22 protein-coding genes and 1 pseudogene are annotated in these 22,488 nt (G+C 68.4%); 7 read left to right on the top strand and 16 right to left on the bottom strand.

Features of this window, described 5'->3' with window-relative positions:
- Positions 1–5: 5 nt before the first annotated feature.
- From H7J89_RS03515 to H7J89_RS03530, 4 genes are all read right to left on the bottom strand, one after another.
- Positions 6–587 carry a TetR/AcrR family transcriptional regulator gene (locus H7J89_RS03515; protein WP_197503020.1) on the bottom strand — a complete coding sequence of 194 codons (582 nt, stop codon included), beginning with the start codon at positions 585–587 and terminating at the stop codon, positions 6–8.
- A gap of 90 nt (positions 588–677) precedes the next feature.
- The gene (locus H7J89_RS03520) at positions 678–1,589 is read right to left on the bottom strand and encodes an alpha/beta fold hydrolase (RefSeq protein WP_067330672.1); all 912 of its coding nucleotides are present in this window, start codon (positions 1,587–1,589) and stop codon (positions 678–680) included.
- Entirely contained in the window at positions 1,589–2,026 is a 438-nt protein-coding gene (locus tag H7J89_RS03525; RefSeq protein WP_067330668.1) for a PaaI family thioesterase, read from the bottom strand. Before H7J89_RS03525 ends, H7J89_RS03520 begins: the two co-directional genes overlap by 1 nt.
- A 53-nt stretch (positions 2,027–2,079) precedes the next feature.
- Positions 2,080–2,733 (bottom strand): TetR/AcrR family transcriptional regulator, encoded by a 654-nt coding sequence (locus H7J89_RS03530; protein ID WP_369830473.1) that lies wholly within the window; start codon positions 2,731–2,733, stop codon positions 2,080–2,082.
- Positions 2,734–2,817: 84 nt separating this feature from the next.
- Between H7J89_RS03530 and H7J89_RS03535 the strand changes: the two genes are divergently transcribed.
- From H7J89_RS03535 to H7J89_RS03565, 7 genes and pseudogenes are all read left to right on the top strand, one after another.
- Positions 2,818–4,311 carry an acetyl-CoA acetyltransferase gene (locus H7J89_RS03535; protein ID WP_024445489.1) on the top strand — a complete coding sequence of 498 codons (1,494 nt, stop codon included), beginning with the start codon at positions 2,818–2,820 and terminating at the stop codon, positions 4,309–4,311.
- Positions 4,308–5,408, top strand: a complete 1,101-nt coding sequence (locus tag H7J89_RS03540) for a zinc-dependent alcohol dehydrogenase (RefSeq protein WP_067330664.1) — start codon at positions 4,308–4,310, stop codon at positions 5,406–5,408. The genes H7J89_RS03535 and H7J89_RS03540 overlap by 4 nt, the downstream gene beginning before the upstream one ends.
- Positions 5,409–5,443: 35 nt before the next feature.
- Complete coding sequence (locus H7J89_RS03545) at positions 5,444–6,022, top strand: carboxymuconolactone decarboxylase family protein (RefSeq protein ID WP_067330661.1); 579 nt, start codon at positions 5,444–5,446, stop codon at positions 6,020–6,022.
- Between the two features lie 294 nt (positions 6,023–6,316).
- Positions 6,317–7,978, top strand: coding sequence for a PP2C family protein-serine/threonine phosphatase (locus tag H7J89_RS03550; RefSeq protein WP_264036502.1), 1,662 nt, complete (start codon positions 6,317–6,319; stop codon positions 7,976–7,978).
- On the top strand, positions 7,975–9,078 hold the full coding sequence (locus tag H7J89_RS03555) for a cobalamin B12-binding domain-containing protein (protein ID WP_372513704.1): 1,104 nt from the start codon (positions 7,975–7,977) through the stop codon (positions 9,076–9,078). Before H7J89_RS03550 ends, H7J89_RS03555 begins: the two co-directional genes overlap by 4 nt.
- Positions 9,075–9,446 (top strand): STAS domain-containing protein, encoded by a 372-nt coding sequence (locus H7J89_RS03560; protein ID WP_264036504.1) that lies wholly within the window; start codon positions 9,075–9,077, stop codon positions 9,444–9,446. The genes H7J89_RS03555 and H7J89_RS03560 overlap by 4 nt, the downstream gene beginning before the upstream one ends.
- A 37-nt stretch (positions 9,447–9,483) precedes the next feature.
- A pseudogene (locus tag H7J89_RS03565) lies at positions 9,484–10,164 on the top strand (phosphoribosyltransferase); the annotation flags it as partial.
- A gap of 3 nt (positions 10,165–10,167) precedes the next feature.
- Here H7J89_RS03565 and H7J89_RS03570 read toward each other — a convergent pair.
- The 12 genes from H7J89_RS03570 to murD form a co-directional block, all read right to left on the bottom strand.
- Positions 10,168–10,494, bottom strand: coding sequence for a hypothetical protein (locus H7J89_RS03570; RefSeq protein WP_264036506.1), 327 nt, complete (start codon positions 10,492–10,494; stop codon positions 10,168–10,170).
- A 95-nt stretch (positions 10,495–10,589) separates the two neighbouring features.
- Entirely contained in the window at positions 10,590–11,399 is an 810-nt protein-coding gene (gene wag31 / locus H7J89_RS03575) for a DivIVA-like cell division protein Wag31 (protein ID WP_264036508.1), read from the bottom strand.
- A 261-nt stretch (positions 11,400–11,660) separates the two neighbouring features.
- Positions 11,661–11,951 (bottom strand): YggT family protein, encoded by a 291-nt coding sequence (locus H7J89_RS03580; RefSeq protein WP_007170773.1) that lies wholly within the window; start codon positions 11,949–11,951, stop codon positions 11,661–11,663.
- Between the two features lie 146 nt (positions 11,952–12,097).
- Positions 12,098–12,739: a cell division protein SepF gene (locus H7J89_RS03585; RefSeq protein ID WP_264036510.1), complete on the bottom strand. Its 642-nt coding sequence runs from the start codon at positions 12,737–12,739 to the stop codon at positions 12,098–12,100.
- A 62-nt stretch (positions 12,740–12,801) separates the two neighbouring features.
- Entirely contained in the window at positions 12,802–13,584 is a 783-nt protein-coding gene (locus tag H7J89_RS03590; RefSeq protein ID WP_264036512.1) for a YggS family pyridoxal phosphate-dependent enzyme, read from the bottom strand.
- Positions 13,585–13,589: 5 nt separating this feature from the next.
- Positions 13,590–14,294 carry a peptidoglycan editing factor PgeF gene (pgeF, locus tag H7J89_RS03595; RefSeq protein WP_264036514.1) on the bottom strand — a complete coding sequence of 235 codons (705 nt, stop codon included), beginning with the start codon at positions 14,292–14,294 and terminating at the stop codon, positions 13,590–13,592.
- Between the two features lie 101 nt (positions 14,295–14,395).
- The gene (gene ftsZ, locus H7J89_RS03600; RefSeq protein WP_066957092.1) at positions 14,396–15,547 is read right to left on the bottom strand and encodes a cell division protein FtsZ; all 1,152 of its coding nucleotides are present in this window, start codon (positions 15,545–15,547) and stop codon (positions 14,396–14,398) included.
- Between the two features lie 223 nt (positions 15,548–15,770).
- Positions 15,771–16,712, bottom strand: a complete 942-nt coding sequence (locus H7J89_RS03605; RefSeq protein WP_264036517.1) for a cell division protein FtsQ/DivIB — start codon at positions 16,710–16,712, stop codon at positions 15,771–15,773.
- Positions 16,709–18,169, bottom strand: coding sequence for a UDP-N-acetylmuramate--L-alanine ligase (murC, locus tag H7J89_RS03610; RefSeq protein WP_264036520.1), 1,461 nt, complete (start codon positions 18,167–18,169; stop codon positions 16,709–16,711). Before murC ends, H7J89_RS03605 begins: the two co-directional genes overlap by 4 nt.
- Positions 18,166–19,386: an undecaprenyldiphospho-muramoylpentapeptide beta-N-acetylglucosaminyltransferase gene (gene murG, locus H7J89_RS03615; protein ID WP_264036522.1), complete on the bottom strand. Its 1,221-nt coding sequence runs from the start codon at positions 19,384–19,386 to the stop codon at positions 18,166–18,168. The genes murC and murG overlap by 4 nt, the downstream gene beginning before the upstream one ends.
- The gene (gene ftsW, locus H7J89_RS03620) at positions 19,383–21,023 is read right to left on the bottom strand and encodes a putative lipid II flippase FtsW (protein WP_264036524.1); all 1,641 of its coding nucleotides are present in this window, start codon (positions 21,021–21,023) and stop codon (positions 19,383–19,385) included. Before ftsW ends, murG begins: the two co-directional genes overlap by 4 nt.
- A 6-nt stretch (positions 21,024–21,029) precedes the next feature.
- Positions 21,030–22,487: a UDP-N-acetylmuramoyl-L-alanine--D-glutamate ligase gene (gene murD / locus H7J89_RS03625; protein WP_264036578.1), complete on the bottom strand. Its 1,458-nt coding sequence runs from the start codon at positions 22,485–22,487 to the stop codon at positions 21,030–21,032.
- Position 22,488 lies beyond the last annotated feature (1 nt).

Here is a 22,488-nt window from a genome sequence, read left to right on the forward strand (position 1 = left end):
GCTAGTTACAAACTGTGGACAACTCCCAGGTACCTGAGTGCTACGCGGGAGATCCGCTCACCGGTGGTGGCGATGTCCGCGGCTGGGAGTACAACATGACTCACTGTCAGTCGCACCAGAACATCTGCGACGTCCTCGACGTCTTCGGGGTTGAGATCGTCGAAGTGGTCGTTAAACCACGTGATCAGAGCCGCGGAGCAGAGCTGAAGCAGGGAAGCCGATGTCGGCAGAAGAGGTAGGACTCCAGTAGACGACGAGCCACCGCGATCATTCCCCGAGGGGTTGGACGTCAGAACTGCCTTGAGGAGCGGGCTGTTTTCTGCTTCACAGAGGGTGAATTGCACCGCTGCGGTGATGCCGCCCTGCACGTCGTCCACGTGTTCGGCAAGGACGGCAAGAATGCCTTCCATAAAGCGCTCGCCCTCTGACACCACAAGCGCGTCGCCGAGCCCCTGTTTGTCGCCGAACTCTTTGTACAACGTCGGGCGGGAGACGCCGACCGATTCGGCAACCTCGCTCATCCGGACCTGATCCCAGCCCTTCTCGATGGCGAGTTCTCGTGTCGCCCTCAAAACCTGTTCGCGCACATGCCGGCGGAAAGACATCCGCGCTGGTTCAGTTGGCATAGGAGCAGGATAGGCGCCAGCCCTACATGGGCAGTCGACCGACAGCAGGGTTCATGTGGTCCTGTCGAGGAATTCGACGACCGCCGTCGAGAATGCGTCGTTGTTGTCGCCGGCAATCATGTGTCCCGCGCCCGACACGTCAACGGTTTGCGCGTGCGGAACGACGGTGAGGAAATGCTTTACTGTCTCTTCGGAGACCATGTCAGATAGTAGGCCCCGGACCAGCAGCGTTGGCGCGGTTACCCGGCGGGCGCCATCGAGAAGGAAGGCGCTCATCATGTCGAAATCCTCAGCGCCTTCGTCCGGATCACCTTGGAGGAACTGGAAATTCGACGTCACGAAAGCTGGATCCCATCGCCAGGCCCAGCGACCGTCTTCGCGACGGGCGAGGACTTTTCGGAGGCCGTTGAGGTTTTCCGGGCGAGGGCGGTGCGGGTTGTAGGCGGCGATCACGTCAGCGGCCGACTCGAGGCTGTCGAAACCTTCGGGGTGTGCCGACATGAACGCTACGACTCGTCGGGCGCCGTCCATCTCCATTCGCGGGGTGACGTCAACCAGGACGACGGCCTGCCATAGGTCCGGCGGGGCGAGCAAGTGTGTTCCGAGAATGGTCAAGCCGCCCAGAGAGGCGCCGATCGCGGCGACGGGGCGGCCGGAATCGGCGTATGAGCGCACGGCCAGCAGGTCGGACCCGAGTCGGTCCCCGTCGTAGCGTCCGTCGGGGTCCCAGTCGCTGTCCCCGTGTCCCCTGGTGTCGTACGCGGCCACCGTGTAGCCGCGCTGGTGCAGGCGTTGGGCGGTGACGTCCCAGGCGTGTCGGCTTTGACCTCCGCCGTGAAGGAGCACCACGACCGCCCGCGGCGCGTCACAGCGGTAGAGGTCGACGGCCAGCGTCAGCCCGTCCGCCGTGGGCACGCGCTCGACGACAGGGACCGACGAATCGCCTGTTCTCTTTGCCGACATCAGGAGTTCGTCTTCGGTGCGACGACGGTGACGGTTCCCTGGGCCGCACACACCGCTCTGCCGTCGTTGCTGATGTCGATACGCGCCACACCGCTGGTTCTGCCCAGCGAGATGATCTCAGCCATGGCTACGCACGTGCCACTGGAGACCGGACGAAGTAGATTCAGTTTGAACTCCGTTGTCGCGACCCAAGATCCCAGTGGAATCACGGGATAAAACACCACTCCGAGGCAGTGGTCGACCATGGCCGATAAGCAGCCCCCATGCAGGTTGCCGAAAGGCGTCTTCAGGTCGTCGCGTGCGTCCATCTCCGCGACGAGCCGTCCCGCAGTGAATTCGGTGTGCCGGAAGCCGAGGTAACCGGCCAACCCGCCCGTGGTTTCTGCTGCGCTCTTTAGTTGCTCAGCGACCTGTTCGTTGAACGTGGTGAATTGCACAGACACTTCTGGACTCCTACTTCAGCTGCTGTTGAGACATTACGCCATAGTTGTCACACCGGTCGAGCGTGGTCACCGGCCAGGATCGCGGGAAGGAGAAACCTCGACAGAAACGCCCGGAGTCCGTCACGACTGCGCTTCCGCGGCCCTCGAACAGTCAGCAGGCTCAATATCGTGCGGACAACCCACTCGGCGGCGTCGTCGACGGAGACGCCCGGTTCCACGCAACTCCAGTGTCTGGTGAAGATGGGACGCAGAAATTCGGTGACGATTTCGAAGAGGGACGTCGAGGTGCCCGCCGCGAGACCCACGCCGGCGAGTTCCTCGTCGCTGCCGAACAACAATCCGATGATCTCTTCGCGGCGCGCGGCCTCAACCGTGTATTCCACGAAATCGACGAGCGCGGAGCCCAGGTCGGCGTGCGCGGCGATCCGCGGGCTGATGCGGTCGAGATAGCGCTCGGCGGCGCGAATGATGACACCCGACATCACCGCCTCCCGACTGGGGAAGTAGCGATACACCGTTGCCCTGGACACACCCGCTGTTCTGCCGATGTCCTCCATGGTCGTGCCCACCACACCGCAACTCTCGAGGCACCGCTCGGCAGCATCGAGCAACCGGTCGCGAGCGGACCCACGATCTGTCGGCGCGGCGGCACCCCATCTCAACAACCTCGTCGACACACAGCCAGTATGCCGCGAGCGCACACCATTGTGACTTGCCCACGCACATGACACCATCGCAGTTATGTCTCAAGTCAGCCCCGTGGCCCTGAGCGGATGCCGATGCCGATGTTGGTAGAAGCGCGTACCCCGGTTGTCGTCGGCGTGGGCGAAGTTACCCATCGCGGGAACGACTTCGTGGACCCGATCGACTTGGCGGTAGAAGCCGCACGCCGCGCGGTCAAAGACGCAAGTCGCCCGGTCGAGCGGCGCATCGACACCGTCGCGACTCCGGGCATCCTGGTCATACCGCGCGACAATCCCGCCAGCAGGATCGCCGAAGCGATGCACATCAGTCCCGCCCGCCGCATCAGCTGTCCCGTCGGCGGAAACACCCCGCAGTATCTCGTCGAAGTGTTGGGTGGCGAAATAGGCGAAGGCCGTGCAGATGTCGTCCTGGTCGTCGGGGCGGAGAGCGGGCATTCCGCACGCAAGCTTCAGGGCGGGGCACTTCTCGACTCGCCGCCCCCACCCCGCTCCGACGACGAATCCCTGGGCGACGCCCGCCCCGGGCTGAGTCAAGCCGAATTGTCGGTGGGTCTGAGTTGGCCGCACGAGGTGTATCCCATCTTCGAGTCCGCGATCGCCGCGCGCCACGGCCGCGACTTCGATGCTCAACGGGAGTGGCTGGGCACGCTGATGGCCCCGTTCACAGCCGAGGCGGCACGCCATCCGGAACAGGCCTGGTTCCCACGCGCACGAAGTGCCACCGAACTCAGCGAAGTCACCGCGGAAAACCGCATGGTCTGCTTGCCCTATCCCAAGCTGCTCAACAGCATCATGTCCGTCGACATGGCTGCCGCCTTCATTCTCATGGCCGCCGAGGTGGCGGACGAATTAGGCGTCGCGCGCGATCGTTGGGTCTTTCCCTGGTCAGCAGCGACTTGCAACGACGTGTACTTCCCCGTGGAACGGCCGGACCTCAGCCGCTCATCGGGTATCGAGGTAGCGGCACGGAAGGCTCTCGATGCGGGCCGGTTGACCACCGACGACATCCGGTGGTTCGACCTCTACTCCTGCTTCCCGTCGGCAATTGAGATGGCTGCCGAGGCTCTCGACTTGGACCCCCTCGACGACAGAGGCCTCACAGTAACCGGAGGCCTGCCTTATCACGGCGGTCCCGGAAACAATTACGTCAGCCACTCGATCGTGGAGATGGTCCGACGGTGCCGACGCGACCCAACCGATGCCGGACTCGTCACCGGCCTCGGGTGGTATTCGACGAAGCATTCGGTCGGTGTGTGGTCGGCCACCCCGCCACCAGCCGGGTGGCGACTGCTCGACACGGCGGTCGAACAAGCTCAAATCGATTCATCGCGGCTGGCCGTCGCAGGCGCCGACGAGGCGACCGGTTGCGCGACAGTCGACGGATACACCGTCGTCTACGACCGAGACGGCCAACCTCGATGGACTCCGATCATCGCGCACCTGTCCGACGGGCAAAGAGTCGTCGCACGCAGCGACGATCCGCAGATCGCCGAGGCGATGGGCGCGGAAATGTACGTAGGTAAAACGGTGTGCCTCCGAAACACAGGGTCGTTCACCGGGTTCGAGCTTCCATGATCGCCGAGGCGATGGTGCTGACCGGACCGCGGAGTCTGCAGCGGCGCCAGATGACCATCCCCGACGTCGGCGACCGGGGTGCGATCCTGCGAGTTGAAGCATGCGGTCTGTGCGGAACAGATCACGAACAATTCACCGGACACCTGCCTGCCGGCTTCTCATTCGTTCCAGGGCACGAAATCGTCGGCATCGTCGAACATGTTGGCGCTGCGGCCGGCCAACGCTGGGGTGTACAAGCCGGCCAGCGCGTGGCCGTTGAGGTGTTCCGGTCCTGCCGAGACTGCCCCGAGTGCCGCCGCGGCGAATACCGGCGGTGCGCGGTGAACGGCATCGCCACCATGTTCGGGTTCGTCGACGTGGAGGTCGGCGCGGGCTTATGGGGCGGATACGCCACCCATGTGGAGCTTCCGTGGGACGCGATGCTGCTCCCGATTGCCGAAGACATGGACCCCGTTCTCGCCACGTTGTTCAACCCTCTCGGGGCCGGTATCCAGTGGGGGGCGACTCTTCCCGACACCAAGGCCGGGGACGTCGTAGCGATCCTGGGGCCCGGCATCCGCGGAATCTGTGCGGCGGTGGCGGCCAAAGAGGCGGGAGCCGCGTTCGTCGCGATGACCGGCGTAGGCCCACGCGACGAACAACGACTGGCCATAGCCAGATCATTCGGTGTCGACCTGCCCATCGATGTATCGCAGGACGATGCAGTGACCGCGCTCCAGCGTGAGACAGGCGGACGGCTTGCCGACGTGGTCGTCGACGTCACCGCTAAAGCACCCTCCGCGTTCGCCGATGCCGTCGGCCTTGCCAGGCCCGGCGGCACAATTGTGGTGGCCGGCACCCGCGGAGGAGGCGGCGCGCCCCGGTTTGAACCAGACTTGTTGGTCTATAAAGAATTACACGTCGTAGGCGCACTCGGCGTGGAGTATCCCGCCCACCGGGCAGCCCTCGAGATTCTCGCCATGGGCCGCTGGCCGTTCGACCGGATCACCAGAGAATCAACCGGATTCGCTGGGCTCGCGCAGCTGCTCACTTCGCTTGCAGATGAAAGTGCCCGATCAAGTGGGGCGCTGCACAACGTCTTTTTGCCCACGCCCTAACGGCGTGGGCAGAGGTTCAACAGAGAGGGCCACCCGTGACCATGGCGGAACGCGTACCGATGCTCGACCGTGAGCAGGCCCAGCTGCGAGCTGCCGAATGTGGGTTGCCCGAAGAGTTGGCAGACCTGTCGGTATTCCGCGTGGCACTTCATCAGCCGCGTGTGGCGGTTGCGCTGTATGGGCTGCTAGACGCGTTACTCTTCCGCGGTTCCCTTGACGCGCGGCTACGCGAGCTGGTCATCATGCGCATCGGCTGGATTACTGGCTCCGAATACGAATGGACTCAACATTGGCGAATCGCCACACTGCTCGGCGTGCCTGAGCATGATCTCCTGGCGGTGCGCGACTGGCAGAATTCCGAAAGCCTCGGGCCAGTCGAGCGTGCGGTCCTCGCAGCGACCGATGATGTGGTACGCGACGGGGTCATCTCCGAGGAAAACTGGGCTGGGTGCCAGAAGGCATTCAATAGCGATCACGCCGTTTTGGTCGAACTTGTCGGAGCAATCGCCAATTGGCGGCTCTTTTCGATCCTGCTTCGATCTCTGAATATTCCGCTTGAGTCCGGTACCGACGGCTGGCCGCCCGATGGGCGAGCTCCTCAGCGTTGCGATTGAGCGAAAAACGTGGACCGGTGCTTGACCGAAGCGGTCAGCGCCCCAATCGCCAGACCACGACCCGTGTCGTAGACGGACAAGTCCCCCCTCGGACACGCATGGCGCACGGTCGCTTCTCGCGTCGGAGTCCGAAGAGACGGCCGTGTAGAGTTTCGGCTATTGGGTCGAGAAATGGCCCTTCCGCTGCACGTTCGACGCTCGGCCAGTACGAACGATCCTCTCTCACAAGCCAGTACGCCTAGAGCCGGCGTCGCGTCAGCAAGATCAGACTTTCCGCGTTGACAGGTCAACCGCATGCACGATGGTGCCCACGTAGGCGTCGAGATCGACCTCGACGCTTTGTGGGCGGCCGTCCCCTGCCCCACGCTGGTCATCGACCGCGAGGGAATCGTCCAGGCTCTGAGCGGGTCGGCCCAGTCCCTGCTGCCGGGCGCGACGCAGGGCGGCCGGCTCGACGAGTCCGTTGACTGGCTGTCGCGCGCGCATCACCGTCTCGTCCAGTGTGACCCCGACGCCGTCGACCGCAAGGCGTCCGTCGTCTCGGGAAGCGTGGAGGGCCGAAAATTCGACGCGCACGCAGCGGTGCTGCCCAGCGGCGAGGTGGCGTGGTCGCTGGTCGAGGACACCGGCCAGTTGTTGCGGGAGGCGCAAGAAGCGCTGGCGCGCGAGCAGGAACGCACGGCGATCCTGCTCGAGGCGTCATCGGTGTTGACCGCGTCGCTGAACGTCGACCGCTGCCGGGAAGCGACGGTGCAGATGGCCGCCCGGCACCTGTCGGACGCGGCGGTGCTGGTTGCCCCCGCGGGCCGTGGCCGGCGGCTGCCCGTCTTTTACAGCAGCGCGGCCGGGGCCGTGGAGCAATGCAGCATTGACGCCGACCCGGCGGTGGTGGCGGGTTTGAGCGAGGCGCTGCACGGGTTTCCGCCCGTTTCCTCGGGCTGGATCGATCCCGTGACGGTACCCGATTGGCTTGTACCGCAAGATTTCTCGGGCCCGGTTGGGTCCGTGATGATCTTGACGCTGCCCGGACACGGGGTTTCGGCGGGGGCGCTGGTGTTGCTGCGGCGCACCGATCGGCCGGTGTACAGCGCGGACGAAGAACTCTTCGCCGGCCTGTTCGCCGCGCGCGCCGGCGCGGCGTTGTCCGCCGCACGCCTCTACGCCGAGCAGGCCGCCATCACCCGCACCCTGATGCGTGACCTGTTGCCTCCCCCGCTGCACGGGCTGCACGGCATCGAATTCGCCGGCGGCTACCGGGCTTCGAAGGATTACGAGGTGGTCGGCGGCGACTTCTATGACTTCCATCCCGCCGCGCGCCCCGAGGACGAGACGCTGGTGGTGCTGGGCGACGTGTGCGGTAAGGGGCTCGAGGCCGCCGTGATGACCGGCAAGATCCGCAACACGCTGCAGGCCCTGACGCCGCTGGCGCAGGACCACGAGGGTGTCCTCACGCTGCTCAACCGCGCCATGCTGTCGTCGGACCACACCCGGTTCGCCACGTTGGTCCTGGCCTCGGTCGCCTGCCGGGACGGCCAGGTAGCGCTGCGGTTGACCTGCGCCGGGCATCCGCCGCCGTTGATCGTGCGCGACGACGGGCAGGTGGAAGAGGCCAACACCAAGGGCACGCTGGTCGGCGCGCTGGAGCGCATCACCGTGCAATCGTTTGAGACTTCCCTGGCGCCGGGCGAGACGTGCGTGCTGTACACCGATGGCATCACCGAGGCCCGCGGCGGTCCGCTGGGCGATGACTTCTTCGGTGAGCAGCGCCTGGCGGACGCGCTGACCGGATGTGCCGGAATGCCGGCCGAAGCGGTCGTCGAGCGCGTCCTGATGCTGGCCACGCAGTGGGTGGGGCAACGCGTGCACGACGACATCGCGGTCGTGGCGATCACCGCCCCGCAGCGCACCCACCTGAGCGCCGTCGACGGCCACACCCGGGGCAGGTACGTGGCATGAGTTCCCACGACACCGATATGACCGCCCCACGCGCCACCGGTGCCGCCGACGAACTCGTGATCCGCGAGCGGCTCTGGGGGGCCCTCGCCGACCGGGACGAGTACGCGGCGGCGGCCACCGTGTTCGCCGCAATGGATGCGGGCATGACGCCCGAGGATGTGCTGCTGGAGGTGATCGCCCCCGTCCAGCGCAAGGTGGGCACGGAATGGGCCGCCGACCGCATCAGCGTCGCGCAGGAGCATGCGGCCACGGCCATCAACGACCGCGTCATCGCCGCGCTGGCCCACCACCCCGCCGGCAAAGTTCCGGCCCACGGCGGTCGAGTCACGCTGGCGTGCGTGGACGGCGAGTGGCACGCTTTGCCTGCCCGGCTGCTGGCGGAGGTCCTACGGCTGCGTGGCTGGCAGGTCGACTTCCTCGGGGCGCAGGTCCCGACCCCACACCTGATCGCCCACCTACACCAGCACGGACCCGATGTCGTGGCGCTTTCCTGCTCGATCCCCACCCGGCTGCCCAACGCGCACGCCGCGACCATCGCGTGCCAGTCCGCCGGTTTCCCCGTCCTGGCCGGCGGGGCCGCGTTCGGCCGCGACGGCCGCTTCGCCCGGCAGCTGGGCGCCGACGCGTGGGCACCCGACGCACGGACGGCCGACGAACGCCTGCGCCGCGGATTCCCCGCCGTACGACGCACTTTCAGCCGCCAGCCGGTCAATGACCTGCCGCATCTGGCCGACCAGGAGTACACCATGGTGAGCCGGAGTGCGGGTCGGCTGGTCAAGTCCACCGTCACCGATTTGGAGGACAGCTTTCCCGCCATGCGCGCCTACTCCACGCCGCAGCGCCAGCACACCGTCGAGGACGTCGCCCACATCGTCGACTTCCTCACCGTGAGCCTGTACACCGACGACGACGCGTTGTTCGCCGACTTCATCACCTGGACCGCCGACATCCTTACCGCCCGGGGTATCCCGGCGGCGTCGCTTCACCCCGCGTTGGATTTGCTGGATGCACAACTCAAGGAGTTCCCGCGCAGCCAGCGCCTGCTGCGGACAGCAAACGACGCCCTCGCCGCCGTCGCCTGCCCGGGAGCGTCCCGATGAACCTGTTCCTGAGTGTCGCCGCGACAGGACGATCGGCCTGCGTGCAGGTCTCCGGCGACCTGGTCTACGAAACCGTTGACGCCATGGTCGACGCCGCCGGTCAACTACTCGGCCGGCAGCCCGCCCTGGCTGACCTGCACCTCGACCTCTCCGGACTGGCAATCTGCGATTCCGCGGGTCTGTCCGCCCTGCTCCTGGTCCATCGCCGCAGCTGTGAGAAGGGCGTCCGTCTGCACCTGGACCACCGACCGCGATTCCTCGATCGCATCCTGGACGTGACCGGTACGTTCGAACATCTCGTCACCGCGTCTGTCCCGGATGCAGGAGCGGCGAGCCAGAACACCCCGGGAGAATCCGGGGTTCGCTGACCGGCGCGGCCGCCGCGAAAGCCCGTAGGGTGGAACGCGACCGATGACACCCGATGGATTCCTCCGGCGCACTGCGACGCGCACGTTCCGCGACCGTCGCGAGGCCGGTCACGCGCTGGCCGACCAGCTGAGGTCCTATCGCGACAGGGATGACGTGCTGGTCTTCGGGCTGGCCCGCGGCGGCCTCCCGGTGGCCTGGGAGGTCGCCGCGGCGCTGCACGCCCCACTGGATGTGTTCCTGGTCCGCAAGCTCGGAGTGCCGGGCTGGTCGGAGCTCGCGATGGGCGCGGTGGCCAGCGGAGGTGGCGTCGTGATGAACGACGACGTGGTGTCCAGCCTGCGCATCACCGACGAACAGGTGCGCGAGGTGATCGAGCGCGAGACGGCCGAACTCGCCCGCCGCGAGGACGCGTACCGGGGCGGACGGCCGGTGGCCGACCCGCGCGGCAAGGTGGTGATCTTGGTCGACGACGGGATCGCCACCGGCGCCAGCATGCTGGCCGCCGTCCGGGCGGTGCGAGCCGCCGGCCCCCGATCGATAGTCGTCGCGGTCCCGGTGGGAGCCCCGTCGACCTGCCGTGAGCTCGAGCTCGAGGCGGACGAGGTGGTGTGCGTGACGATGCCGCCCGGATTCGAAGCCGTCGGCCAGGTATACGGCGATTTTCACCAGGTCAGCGACGACGAGGTGCGCGCGACGCTCGCCACGCCCACCGGCTGAGCACTACTTGGCGGCCTCGTCGCCTCGGCCCTCGGCCGGCACCGCCGACTCTTCGGTGGCCCCGGAGTCAGCTTCCCCCGGTTCGTGCGCCGCGTCCTCGGGATAGTCGACCGCCTCGTCGCTGGCCTCGGCCTGAGCCTCGTCCTCGTGCTGGGCTGCTCCGCCCGCGTCACGCCGCTGCCGCTCCTGCAGGGCGTCGATGATCAACAGCACCACCCCGAGCACGCTGGCGCCGATGCATACCCAGGCCACCAACTCGTTGCTCGTGACCACGGCGAACACCAACGCGACGAGCCCGACCAGGGCCAGTACGAGCGCAATGATCAGCATCGGTCATCCTCCAAGCGGCGAGCGGGACAGCAGTTCGTGTGCAGGTCTAGTGTGCCAACCGCGCAGTTCGGCGAGTGTCCGGCACGCCTGTGAGGCTAGTTGTTACCCCGATTGAATTGGTCGAATCCGCCTGCGTCGGCGCTGGAGTCGACGGGCGCCGCCGATCCGCGCTGGCCGAGCTCTTCCAGCTGCGATTCCAGGTAGGTCTTGAGCCGGGTCCGGTACTCGCGTTCGAAGGTACGCAGTTGCTCGAGGCGGCCTTCCAGGACGGTGCGCTGCTGGTTGATCGTGCCCATGATCTCGGAGTGCTTGCGTTCGGCGTCGGCCTGCAGGGCGTCGGCCTTCTCCTGGGCCTGACGCAGCTGGGTCTCGGAGCGGGTTTGTGCATCCGCGAGCATCGCATCGGCGCGCTGCCGGGCCTCGGTGACCGTGGTCTCGGCGGTCTGGCGGGCCTCGGTGAGGATCTGGTCCGCGTTGGCGCGGGCGTCGGCCAGCATCTTGTCCGACTCGGCCTTGGCGGTGCTGGTCAGCCGGTCGGCGGTGTCCTGGGCCAGGCTCAACACCCGGGCGGCCTTCATGGCCTGTTCCTCGTTGCTCGCCGCGGGTGCGGCGGGTGCGGCCGGCGCGGCGACCGGTGCCGCCTTGGGCGCCGGCTCCGGCTCGGGGACGGGGATGGCCTGGGTGGGCGCGGCCGCGGGAGCGGCGCTGGCGCCACCGCCGGCCGCAAGCTCCTGGTCCAGCTCCTCGATCCGCTGACGCAGATCGCTGTTCTCTTCGATAAGCCGGGTCAGCTCGGCTTCCACCAGATCGAGGAAGGCATCGACCTCGTCTTCGTTGTAGCCCCGCTTGCCGATCGGTGGCTTACTGAACGCCACATTGTGGACGTCGGCTGGTGTAAGCGGCATTGTTTCGTCCCCTCAAGTTCCTGTCTAACGTTCTGGAAAGTGTAGAACGCAGTGGTAGCCGTCGTGCAACTGCCGTCCATCCTGTCACACCAGGCGCGACCGTTGCTGTTTAGGCCAATAAATAAGAACCAATTTCAAACACTCAGGGCAATAAAATCCGAAACCTTAGAATTTTTAAATCGCGGGCACCAAACCGAAGCTAAAACGTGGCCGAACCGTCTCCGGGCTGGAAGGCGGCTTCCGACCGGCGGCCGGATCGGCCTACGCGGCGGCGCCGAAGGCGAGCTGCATGCCGATGAAGGCGACCAGCAGCAACACCATGATGGACAGGTCGAAACGGACCGCCCCGATGGTGAGCTGTGGGATCAGCCGCCGCAGCAACTTCACCGGCGGATCCGTGATCGACATGATGATCTCGAGGATCACCACCGTGATGCCGGTGGGATGCCAGTCACGGCTGAACGAGCGAATGAACTCGACGACAACCCGGGCGATGAGCAGCAGCCAGAAGATGAACAGCGCAAACCCAAGGATCTGAAAGAACAGCACCAACTGAAGAGCCCCGACCTTACCGATGAGATGACAAGCGCCGCGGGCTTTCGCGGCGCCTGCCAGCGTACCGACTCCGGGTCTCGGACCACATCGCAGCCGGTCCGGCCACCGAAGCGGCGCCGAATCCGGCGCCGCTCAACCGCGGGTTATTGGTAAGCGTAGAAACCGGTTTCGGCGATCCGGCGCCGCTCCTCGGGGGACACATCGACGTCGGCGGGCGAGAGCAAGAACACCTTGGTCGCCACCTTGTCGAAAGAACCACGCAACGCGAAGGCCAAGCCGGCCGCGAAGTCGACCAGCCGCTTCGCGTCCGCGTTGTCCATGGACACCAGGTCCATGATGACCGGGGTGCCATCGCGGAATCGCTCGCCGATGGTGCGGGCCTCGCTGTAGTCCTTGGGCCGCAGCGTGGTGATCTTCGAGAGCGGGTGGCCCTCTTCGAACATCATCGCCATCCGGCGCGGGTCCATCGCCAGCGCGCCGCGGGTGGAGTTGCGCAACCAGGATCCGAAGCGCGGCCTGCCCATCTCGGGCCGCTCGAACTCGCGGGGGTGGACGGCGCCGTACCGCGGCTCCTCCCCGTAGCCGCCGCGGTAGCCGCCCGGCGGCGGGTAGTCGGCGGGCTCGCGCGGGTCGTCGTAGTCACGCCCCTCGTAGCGGCCGTACCCGTCGTCGAAACGCGGCCGCGGAAAACCGCGGGAGGGTGCGTGGTCGTCGTAATACTCGTCGTCGTAGTCGTCCATCGGGGCCATACCGAAATAGGCCTTGACTTTGTGCAGTGTGCTCATTGCGTTGACCCCTTCTAGCCCCTGATGCTTGGTGTCAGTGATGAAGATGTGACTACAGTGACTTAATACGGTGACGGTAGCGGCCGGGGACCCAATAGCGCGGTACCGACACGCACACACGTCGATCCGTGTTTGACGGCAATTTCGAAATCGTCGGACATGCCGGCGGACAGGCCGACGGCGTTCGGATGGGATTCCAGGACGCGCAGGTGCTCAGTTCGCAGGCGTTCGAAGGCCGCGTCGGGACTCGAGCCCAGCGGCGGAATGGCCATCAGACCCGCCAGTTCCAGGCACTTCGCCTCCTCGGTCTGCGCGCACAATTGGTCGACCGCCCCCGGCGCCGAGATGTCGACGCCGCCCCGCGTCTCGTCGCCGTCGAGGCTGACCTGAACGTAGACCCGCATCGGATCGGCGCGGCGGCCCTCGGCCAGGGCCGCCGACACGCCCCGATCGAGCGCGCTGACGAGATGGGAGCTGTCCACCGAGTGGGCGGTGTGCGCCCAGCGGGCAACCGACCTGGCTTTGTTTCGCTGAATGTGGCCCACCATGTGCCAGCGCGGGGCCGGTACGTCCGCCCGCGACGAGGCCGCTAAGAGTTTGGTGACTTCGCTCACTTTTGCCGACGCTTCCTGATCCCGCGATTCGCCGACGGCCCGGCAACCCAATCGCGACAAAGTCACGACATCGGTTGCTGGGAAGAATTTGGTAATCGGCAGAAGTTCGATTTCACCGACATTGCGACCCGCCGCTTCCGCGGCCGCCGCAAGTCGCGAACGCACGGCCGCTAATGCGTGGGTCAATTCCGTTTCGCGGTCGCTGTGACTCTCCGGGGCCCCACCCGCCATCGCAGTCACTCCATCCACACCAGCGAGGCCAGCCGCCCGGTTGGGGCATCCCGGCGGTGACTGAACAGCGTAGGGTCGGCCACGGTGCACCGCGGATCGATGTCGATGGCCGTGACACCCAATTGCTTTAGCTGGCAAGCGATTCCGGCCCGAAGGTCGAGTCCCGGGGTTCCCACCGCGGTGGTGGTGCGGCTGCCGGGCAGCGCGGCCTCCACCTCGTCGGCCATGGCGGCGGGCACCTCGTAGTTGCGCCCACTGACCGCCGGGCCCAAGAGGGCCGAGATGTCTTCGACGTGCGCGCCGAGCCCCAACATCGCCTCCACGGTGCGGGCCACCACCCCGAGCTGGGCGCCGACGCGGCCCGCATGCACCGCCGCGGCCACGCCGGCGCGCGCGTCGCCCAACAGCACCGGCACACAGTCGGCGGTCACCACGGCCAGCGCCAGTCGCGGGGTGCTGGTCACTAACGCGTCGGTGCCGTCGACGGCGCTCCGGGGCCCGTCGACCACCTCGACCCGATCACCGTGGACCTGGTTCATCCACACCACGCGCTCGGCGCCCAGGCCGATGGCTGCCGCCAGCCGGTCTCGGTTGGCGGCCACCGCCGCCGGATCGTCGCCGACGTGGTCGCCCAGGTTGAAGGTGTCGAACGGTGGTCCCGAGACACCGCCCGCGCGGCTGGTGGTCACCCGCCGGATGCGCACGCTCACCTTTTCAGTATCCGGAGTGCACCGCCTGCCAGCGGGCAGCGCCATCCGGCCCCTATGTTTCTTGGCCGGTTTGTCGCGCACTGGCAAGCAAATCGAGACCCTCAGCGGCGCATGAACGGCGGGACGTCGACGTCGTCGTCGTCACCGCCGATATTCAGCGTGGCGCCGTTGGTGTGGACCGGCACGCTGACGGCGTCGACGGGCTCGAACAGGGTCGAGGTGAGCTTGCCGGCCTTCGCCGATTCGATCCGGTGCGCCCCGCCCTTCTCCGCGGCGGTGCCACCCACCACGGGCTTGCGGCCGGCGCCGGCGGCGTCGAAACCCGCCGCGATAACGGTGACGCGCACCTCGTCACCCAGCGAGTCGTCGATGACCGTGCCGAAGATGATGTTGGCGTCCTGGTGGGCGGCGTCCTGCACCAGCGAGGCCGCCTCGTTGATCTCGAACAGGCCCAGGTCACTGCCGCCGGCGATCGACATCAGTACGCCGTGGGCGCCCTCCATCGACGCTTCCAGCAGCGGCGAGTTGATCGCGATCTCGGCCGCCTTGAGCGAGCGTCCTTCCCCGCGTGCGGAGCCGATTCCCATCAGGGCCGTGCCCGCGCCGGACATGATGCCCTTGACGTCGGCGAAGTCGACGTTGATCAGGCCGGGCGTGGTGATCAGGTCGGTGATGCCCTGGACGCCGTTGAGCAGCACCTCGTCGGCGCTGCGGAACGCATCCATCAGGGACACGGCGGCGTCGCCCATCTGCAGCAGCCGGTCGTTGGGGATCACGATGAGGGTGTCGCAGCTCTCGCGCAACGAGGAGATGCCGCTCTCGGCCTGGTTGCCGCGCCGCTTGCCCTCGAACGAGAACGGCCGGGTGACCACGCCAACGGTCAACGCGCCCAGCTTGCGGGCGATGCTGGCCACGACCGGCGCGCCGCCGGTGCCCGTCCCGCCACCCTCGCCCGCGGTGACGAACACCATGTCCGCTCCGCGCAGCAGCTCCTCGATCTCGTCCTTGGCGTCCTCGGCGGCCTTGCGGCCGACCTCCGGGTCCGCGCCGGCGCCCAGCCCGCGGGTGGAGTCGCGGCCGACGTCGAGCTTGACGTCGGCATCGCTCATCAACAGCGCCTGCGCGTCGGTGTTGATCGCGATGAACTCCACGCCCTTGAGACCCTGCTCGATCATTCGGTTCACGGCGTTGACGCCGCCGCCACCGATACCCACGACCTTGATGACGGCCAGGTAGTTATGCGGGGGGGTCATCATTCGTTTTCCTCCCTGGTGGGCTCAGTTCTGCGCGACGGGTTTCCTTCCCGAGCGTCCGCGGTCTTCCCTGGCAAACCCTCAACCTCAACCATAGAGTTAGAGTTATGTCAAGTAGTTCCGCGCAACCAGAACGGTATGGGTATGGCGCGCCCTAACCCCGCAGGCGCGCCGACGCGCCGCCCGCAAATTTTTTCTGTCACGGCGGTCACACGGGGCGCCGCTACTTCACCGTCGGGAGGTCCGGGCTCGAGACGTCGTAGGTCCGCCCGGGCTGGGTCAGCAGCGCGGCCAGCTTCTCGGCCTTCTCGTCGGTGCGATCGGTCGTCCCCCAGATGACGACCCGGCCGTCCCCCAATGTGAGCGTGATCGAGGCCACCGAGGGCGCCGCGACCCGGCCCACCTGACCCGCGACCTCGGGCCGCAGCGCGGTCAGCACCTGCAGCGCGGCCTTGGTCGCCGGGTCGTTCGGGCCAGGGTCGGCGACGTCGAGGTATGGCAGTGCCGGCGGCGGCGGCCCGGTCGCGAAATCGACGCCGTCACGGTCGAACAGGTGCGGGCCGTCCGGAAAGTCCTTCACCGCCACTGGAACTCGTTCGACGATGGTGATGCGCAGCGCCGACGGATACTGCCGCTGCACCCGCGCGCTGGCCACCCGCCGGATCGCCGCCACCCGGTCGGCGACCTGGTTGGTGTTGATCTGCAACAGCGGCGTCCCCGGCCGCACCCGCGCCGCGTCCAGCACCTCTTCCCGGGTCACCACCCCGGTGCCGACCACGACGATGTTGCGCGCCGACATCGCGGGCGTGAAGTAGAGGATCAGTGCGAGCCCGATCCCGAGGACGACCAGCAACACCGTCACCAACAGCATCTTCAGGCCGCGGACCACGCCCCGCGCGACGGGTTTGGGCTCGTCGACCGCGCGTCCGCTCACCCGTCGCTTGGCCTCGCGGCGGGCTTCCTCGATGGCGGTGGCGCGCTCCTGTGCGGCGCGGCGTTCGGCTCGCTCGCGGCGGGCCCGTCGGCGTGGTCCCTCGAATTCGTCCGGGGTGACCGGGGTTTCGGCTTCGGGTCCCCCGACGAACAGCGGCTCGGTGACCTCGTCCCCGGCGGGCTCGCCCACGTGCAGATTGCCCGCGTCCTCGGCGTCGTTCGGCTCGGTCATCGCATCACCCCCGGCCGGCCGGGCGCGCTGCGATTGTCCCTGTCCCGCAGCGCGGTCACGATCTCCGGCCCGAGCAAGGTCACGTCGCCCGCGCCCATGGTGACGATGACGTCGCCGGGGCCGGCCTCCGCGGCCACCTGCTCGGCGACGGCGGAGAAGTTGGGCAGGTAGCGCACCGGCGCGCTGACGTGCTCGGCGACGCTGGCGCCGCTGACACCGGCGAGCGGTTGCTCACGCGCGCCGTAGACGTCGAGGACGAAGACCTCGTCGGCCGCATCGAGTGCGTGACCGAACTCCGCAGCGAATTCCTTTGTGCGTGAATACAAATGGGGCTGGAAGACCACCAGGCTGCGCCCGCCGCCGCTCTGCTCGAGGACCGTGCGGACCGCCGCCAGCGTCGCGCTGATCTCGGTGGGATGGTGGGCATAGTCGTCGAAGACGCGCACCGACCCGGCGTTGCCCACGAGTTCGAACCGGCGGCGCACCCCCTCGAAACCGGCCAGCCCGTCGAGCACCGCGTCGACCGGGGCGCCGATCTCGATCGCCGCCAGCAGCGCGCCCAGCGCGTTGAGCGCCATGTGCCGTCCGGGCACCGAGAGCCGCATCACCCGGGGATACTTTTCGCCCGCCAGCTGCACGTGCGCGACCGCCTCGGTGCCCTGCTGCTCCCAGGACAACAGGGTGGCGGCGTGGTCCTCCGCCGGCGCGGATCCGTAGCGCAGCACCCGGATTCCCAGCTCGGCGGTGCGCTCCGCCAGCGCGGCAGCGCCCGGGTCGTCGACGCACACCACCAGCGCTCCCCCGGGGGCGAGCCGCTCCACGAAGGCGTCGAACACCCCGACGTAGGCGTCGGCGCTGCCGTAGAAGTCCAGGTGATCGGCCTCGATGTTGGTGACCACCGCGACGTTGGGGGTGTACTCGAGCAGGGAGCCGTCGCTTTCGTCGGCCTCGGCCACGAAGCAGTCGCCACTGCCGTGATGGGCGTTGGTTCCGGCCTCCCCCATCTCGCCGCCGACCGCGAACGACGGGTCGCGTCCGCAGTGCTGCAGCGCCACGATCAACATGGACGTCGTCGTGGTCTTGCCGTGCGTGCCGGTGACCATCAGCGTCGTGCGCCCGTCCATCAGCCGGGCCAGCACCGCCGGCCGCAGGATCACCGGGATGCCGCGCCGCCGGGCTTCGACGAGCTCGGGGTTGGTCTTCGGGATGGCGGCGTGGGTGGTGATGACCGCCGTCGGGCCGCCCGGCAACAGGTCGAGCGACGACGCGTCGTGGCCGATGCGGATCGACGCGCCCCGGGCCCGCAACGCGTGCACGCCGCGCGACTCCTTGGCGTCCGACCCGGATACCAGCGCGCCGCGGTCCAGCAGGATGCGGGCGATGCCCGACATGCCGGCGCCGCCGATGCCCACCATGTGCACCCGCTGCAGCTCGGGCGGCAGCTGCTCGGCGATCACCGTCGCCCTCCCGCCGCTGCCTTCCTGGCGATGTCCAGCGCCGCCTGTGCCACTTGCCGCGCCGCGTCGGGGTGCCCCACGCGCGCGGCGGCCGTCGTCATCGCCGCCAACCGCGGGGGGTCGTTGAGCAGCCCGGCCACCTCGCGGGCGACCAGCTCCGGCGTCAAGGCGGCGTCGGCGACCACCATGCCGCCCCCGGCGTTGACCACCGGCAGCGCGTTGAGCCGCTGCTCGCCGTTGCCGATCGGCAGCGGCACGTAGATGGCCGGCAGGCCGACCGCCGAGACCTCGGCGACGGTCATCGCACCCGACCGGCAGATCGCCAGGTCGGCGGCGGCGTAGGCCAGGTCCATCCGGTCGAGATAGGGCACCGCCACGTACGGCGGGTCACCGGGTTGGCTCTGTCGCAGCTCGAGGGTGTTCTTCGGTCCGTGCGCGTGCAGTACCGACACGCCCGCGGCGGCCAGGTCGGCGGCGGCCCCGGACACGGCCCGGTTCAGCGACACGGCGCCCTGCGAGCCGCCGAACACCAGCAACACCCGCGCGTCGTCGGCGAAGCCGAAGTGCCTGCGCGCCTCGGCGCGCAGGGCGGCACGGTCCAGCGAGGTGATGGCGTCCCGCACCGGTATCCCGACCACCTCGGCGCGCGGTAGTCCGCAATCGGGCACCGCGGAGAGCACCCGGTCGGCACGGCGGGCGCCGACCCGGTTGGCCAGCCCGGCGCTGGCGTTGGCTTCGTGGATCAGCACCGGGACGCGGCGCCTGCGGCCGAGACCGCGGGGAATCCCGCGGGCGGCGAGGTACGCCGGGAGCGCCACATATCCGCCGAAACCGATGATGACGTCGGCGTCGACCGCCTCGAGCACGGCCCGCACCTCCCGGACCGCGCGCCATACCCGCGGGGGCAACCGGGCCAGGTCGCCGCTGGGCTTGCGCGGCAGCGGCACCGGCGTGATCAGCTCGAGGTGGTAACCGCGCTCGGGCACCAGCCGGGTCTCCAGCCCGCGGTGGGTGCCCAGCGCGGTGATGCGCACCTGCGGATCGAGCGCGCTCAGCGCGTCGGCCACCGCCATCGCGGGCTCCACGTGACCGGCGGTGCCCCCGCCGGCCAGCACCACCGACAGCGGCTTGAGGGGCTTAAGAGCCGACAACGCGGCACCGGCGGGCTGGGGGGTTACCCCCAGCCCGCCGGCCGGCTTGCTGACCGTGTCGTTCACCCGTAACGCTGACCTTCCAATGCGCGAGCGCGCCGTGCCTGGCGCTGGCCGGCATACCGCTGGCCAGATCCATGATGCACCGCCTTGCGGGCCGGCCGGGCGGCTGTGCGGGAGAAGGCCGGCCGCAGCGGTTCTTGGCCCTTGTGGGAGGCCTTGTGGGAACGCTTGCTTGCGGGCGCCTGGGCGGCCTTCCGGGTGCCGGTGCGCGCAGGGGCGCCCTTGGCCGGCTGCTTGCCCCCGCGCTTGCGGTCGCGGAACGACTCCAGCCGGGTCGGCGCGTATGGCTGGGGCAGCGGCAGCCGCAGGAAGCGGTTCACCTTGTCGTCGCGGCCGGCGCGCAGGGCCGCCACCGCCTCGGGCTCGTGACGGGCCGCGTTGGCCATGATGCCGATCATGAAAAGCGTTGCCGCCGTTGATGTTCCGCCCGCGGAGATGAGTGGCAGCTGAATGCCGGTGACCGGCAGGATCCCGATCACGTAACCGATGTTGATGAACGCCTGGCCCAGCACCCACATCGTCGTGGTGGCGGTCACCAGCCGCAGGAACGGGTCGGCCGAGCGCCGGGCGATGCGCATCCCGGTGTAGGCGAACAAGCCGAACAGGACCAGCAGGCCGAACGCGCCGACGAAGCCCAGCTCCTCGCCGATGATCGCGAAGATGAAGTCGTTGTGGGCGTTCGGCAGGTAGTTCCACTTTGCCACCCCCTGCCCCAGGCCGTCGCCGAAGATGCCGCCGTGCGCCAGGGCGAACTTCGCCTGACGGGCCTGGTAGCCGGTGTCCATGGGGTCGTTCTCGGGGTTCATCCAGGACTTCACCCGGTCGGAGCGGTAACCGGCTGACATGGCCAGGATCGCGCCGGCCATGAAGACGGCCAGCAACGAGGTGGCGAAGACGCGCAACGGCAGGCCGGCGTACCACAGCAGGGCCAGCAGGATGATGCCCAGCGACACCGTCTGCCCGAGGTCGGGTTGGGCCACGATCAGCGCCAGCGCGATGACCCCGGCCGGTACCAGCGGGATCAGTAGCTCCCGCAGCGTTGCCCGCTCCACCCGGCGGGCCGCCAGCAGGTGCGCGCCCCAGATGGCGAAGGCGATCTTCGCCAGCTCGGAGGGCTGCATGGAGAAGCCGGCGATGACGAACCACTTCCGCGACCCGTTGGCCAGGTTGCCGATGCCCGGGACCAGCACGAGCACCAGCAGGATGATCGTGACGACGTAGCCGGTGAACGCGACGCGCCGGAGGAACCGCACCGACATCCGCATCGCCACGTAGGCAGCGAACAGGCCGATGACCGTCCACAACACCTGCTTGCCGAAGATCACCCACGCCGACCCGTCGGCGTCGTAGGACCGCACCCCCGATGCCGACAGCACCATGATCAGGCCCAGCGTGGTCAGCAGCCCGGCCACCGCGATGATCAGGTGGAAGGAGGTCATGGGCCGGCTCAGCCAGGCGCCGAACCGGCTGCGCTCTTCGCTTTTGGCCTGCGTTTTCGCGGCCGGCTTGGCCTCCGACGTGCCGGCGGTGCTCACGGGGCCGGTCGCCTCGTCGGCGTTTTCCGGCTCGGCCGCGGCGGTGTCGGCGGTCGCTTCGGTCGCTTTGCCCCGGCGTCTCAGCCGGGCCAGCGGATTACCCACGCCCGCCTACCGGGTGGCCGCGCGGACGGCGGCGGCGAAGGCGTCGCCACGGTCGGCATACCCACTGAACTGGTCGAACGACGCGCCGGCCGGCGCCAGCAACACCGTGTCGCCGGGCCGGGCCAGGTCGCGGGCCGCGGCCACCGCCGCGGTCATGACGGAAGTGCCGAGATCCTCGCCCAAATATTTCACTTCTGTCACATTTGCACCAATAGCCACAGCCGTCGCATTCATATCAGCATCCTCGCCTGTCACAACCTGGACGACGGGGACATCCGGCGCGTGTCGCGATAACGCCTCTGCAACCTCTTCCCGATCTCGGCCGATGAGCACCGCCCCGACCAGCCGGGGGGCCATTTTGGCGACCTCGGCGTCCACCGATGCGCCCTTGAGCAAACCGCCGGCCACCCACACCACGCGGGGGTAGGCCAGCACGGACGCCTCGGCGGCGTGCGGGTTGGTGGCCTTCGAGTCGTCGACGTAGGTGATCCCGTCGGCGACCGCGACCACCTCGGCCCGGTGCCGGCCCACCCGGAAGGACGCGATCGCGTCGGCGATCGCCCCGGCCGGCACACCGACGCTGCGCGCCAGCGCCGCCGCGGCGAGCGCATCCAGGATGCCGACGGGCCCCGGCACCGGGATCGATTCGACGGGCAGCAGCGCGAGGTCGTCGGCGAAGGCGCGGTCGATGAGTTGGCCGTCGCGCACGCCCAGTTCGCCCGCCGCCGGCTCGCCGAGCCGGAAGCCGACGCGCACCGGGGCCGCGGCGGTGTCCAGCAACGCGGCAGCCCGGGCGTCGTCGAGCCCCACCACCGCCACCCGGCCGTCGAGCACCCGCGCCTTGGCCGCCGCGTACTCGGCCATGGTGGAGTGCCAATCCAGGTGGTCTTCGGCGATGTTGAGGACGACGCCCACCTCGGGCCGCACCGAGGGCGCCCAGTGCAGCTGGAAGCTGGACAGCTCGACGGCCAGCAGGTCGGCGGGCGCGTCGAGGACATCGAGGACCGGATCGCCGATGTTGCCGCACAACTGGCTGCTCCGGCCCGCGGAGGTCAACATCGCGTGCAGCATCGACGTCGTGGTGGTCTTGCCGTTCGTGCCGGTCACCACCAGCCAACGCCGCGGGGGCCCGTACTGGCCCGCCGCGTCGAGCCGCCAGGCCAATTCCACGTCGCCCCAGACCGGCACGCCCGCCGCCGCGGCGGCGACCAGCAGTGGTGTGTCCGGCCGAAATCCCGGGCTGGTGACCACCAGCGCGTACTCCGCGACGCGTTGCGTGGCCGCCGGCGTGGTCACGGTCGCCACGCCGGCTTCGGCATAGCGCCGCAGCGTGGCCGGGTCGTCGTCGCACAGGGTCGGCGCCGCGCCGAACCGGACCAGGGCCGCCAGCACCGCCTTGCCGGTGACGCCGCCGCCGGCCACCAGCACGGGTGCGCCCGGCACCAAGGGCTCGAGCCCGGGCACG

This window comes from Mycobacterium paraffinicum (assembly GCF_025822865.1).
Taxonomy (GTDB): Bacteria; Actinomycetota; Actinomycetes; order Mycobacteriales; family Mycobacteriaceae; genus Mycobacterium; species Mycobacterium paraffinicum.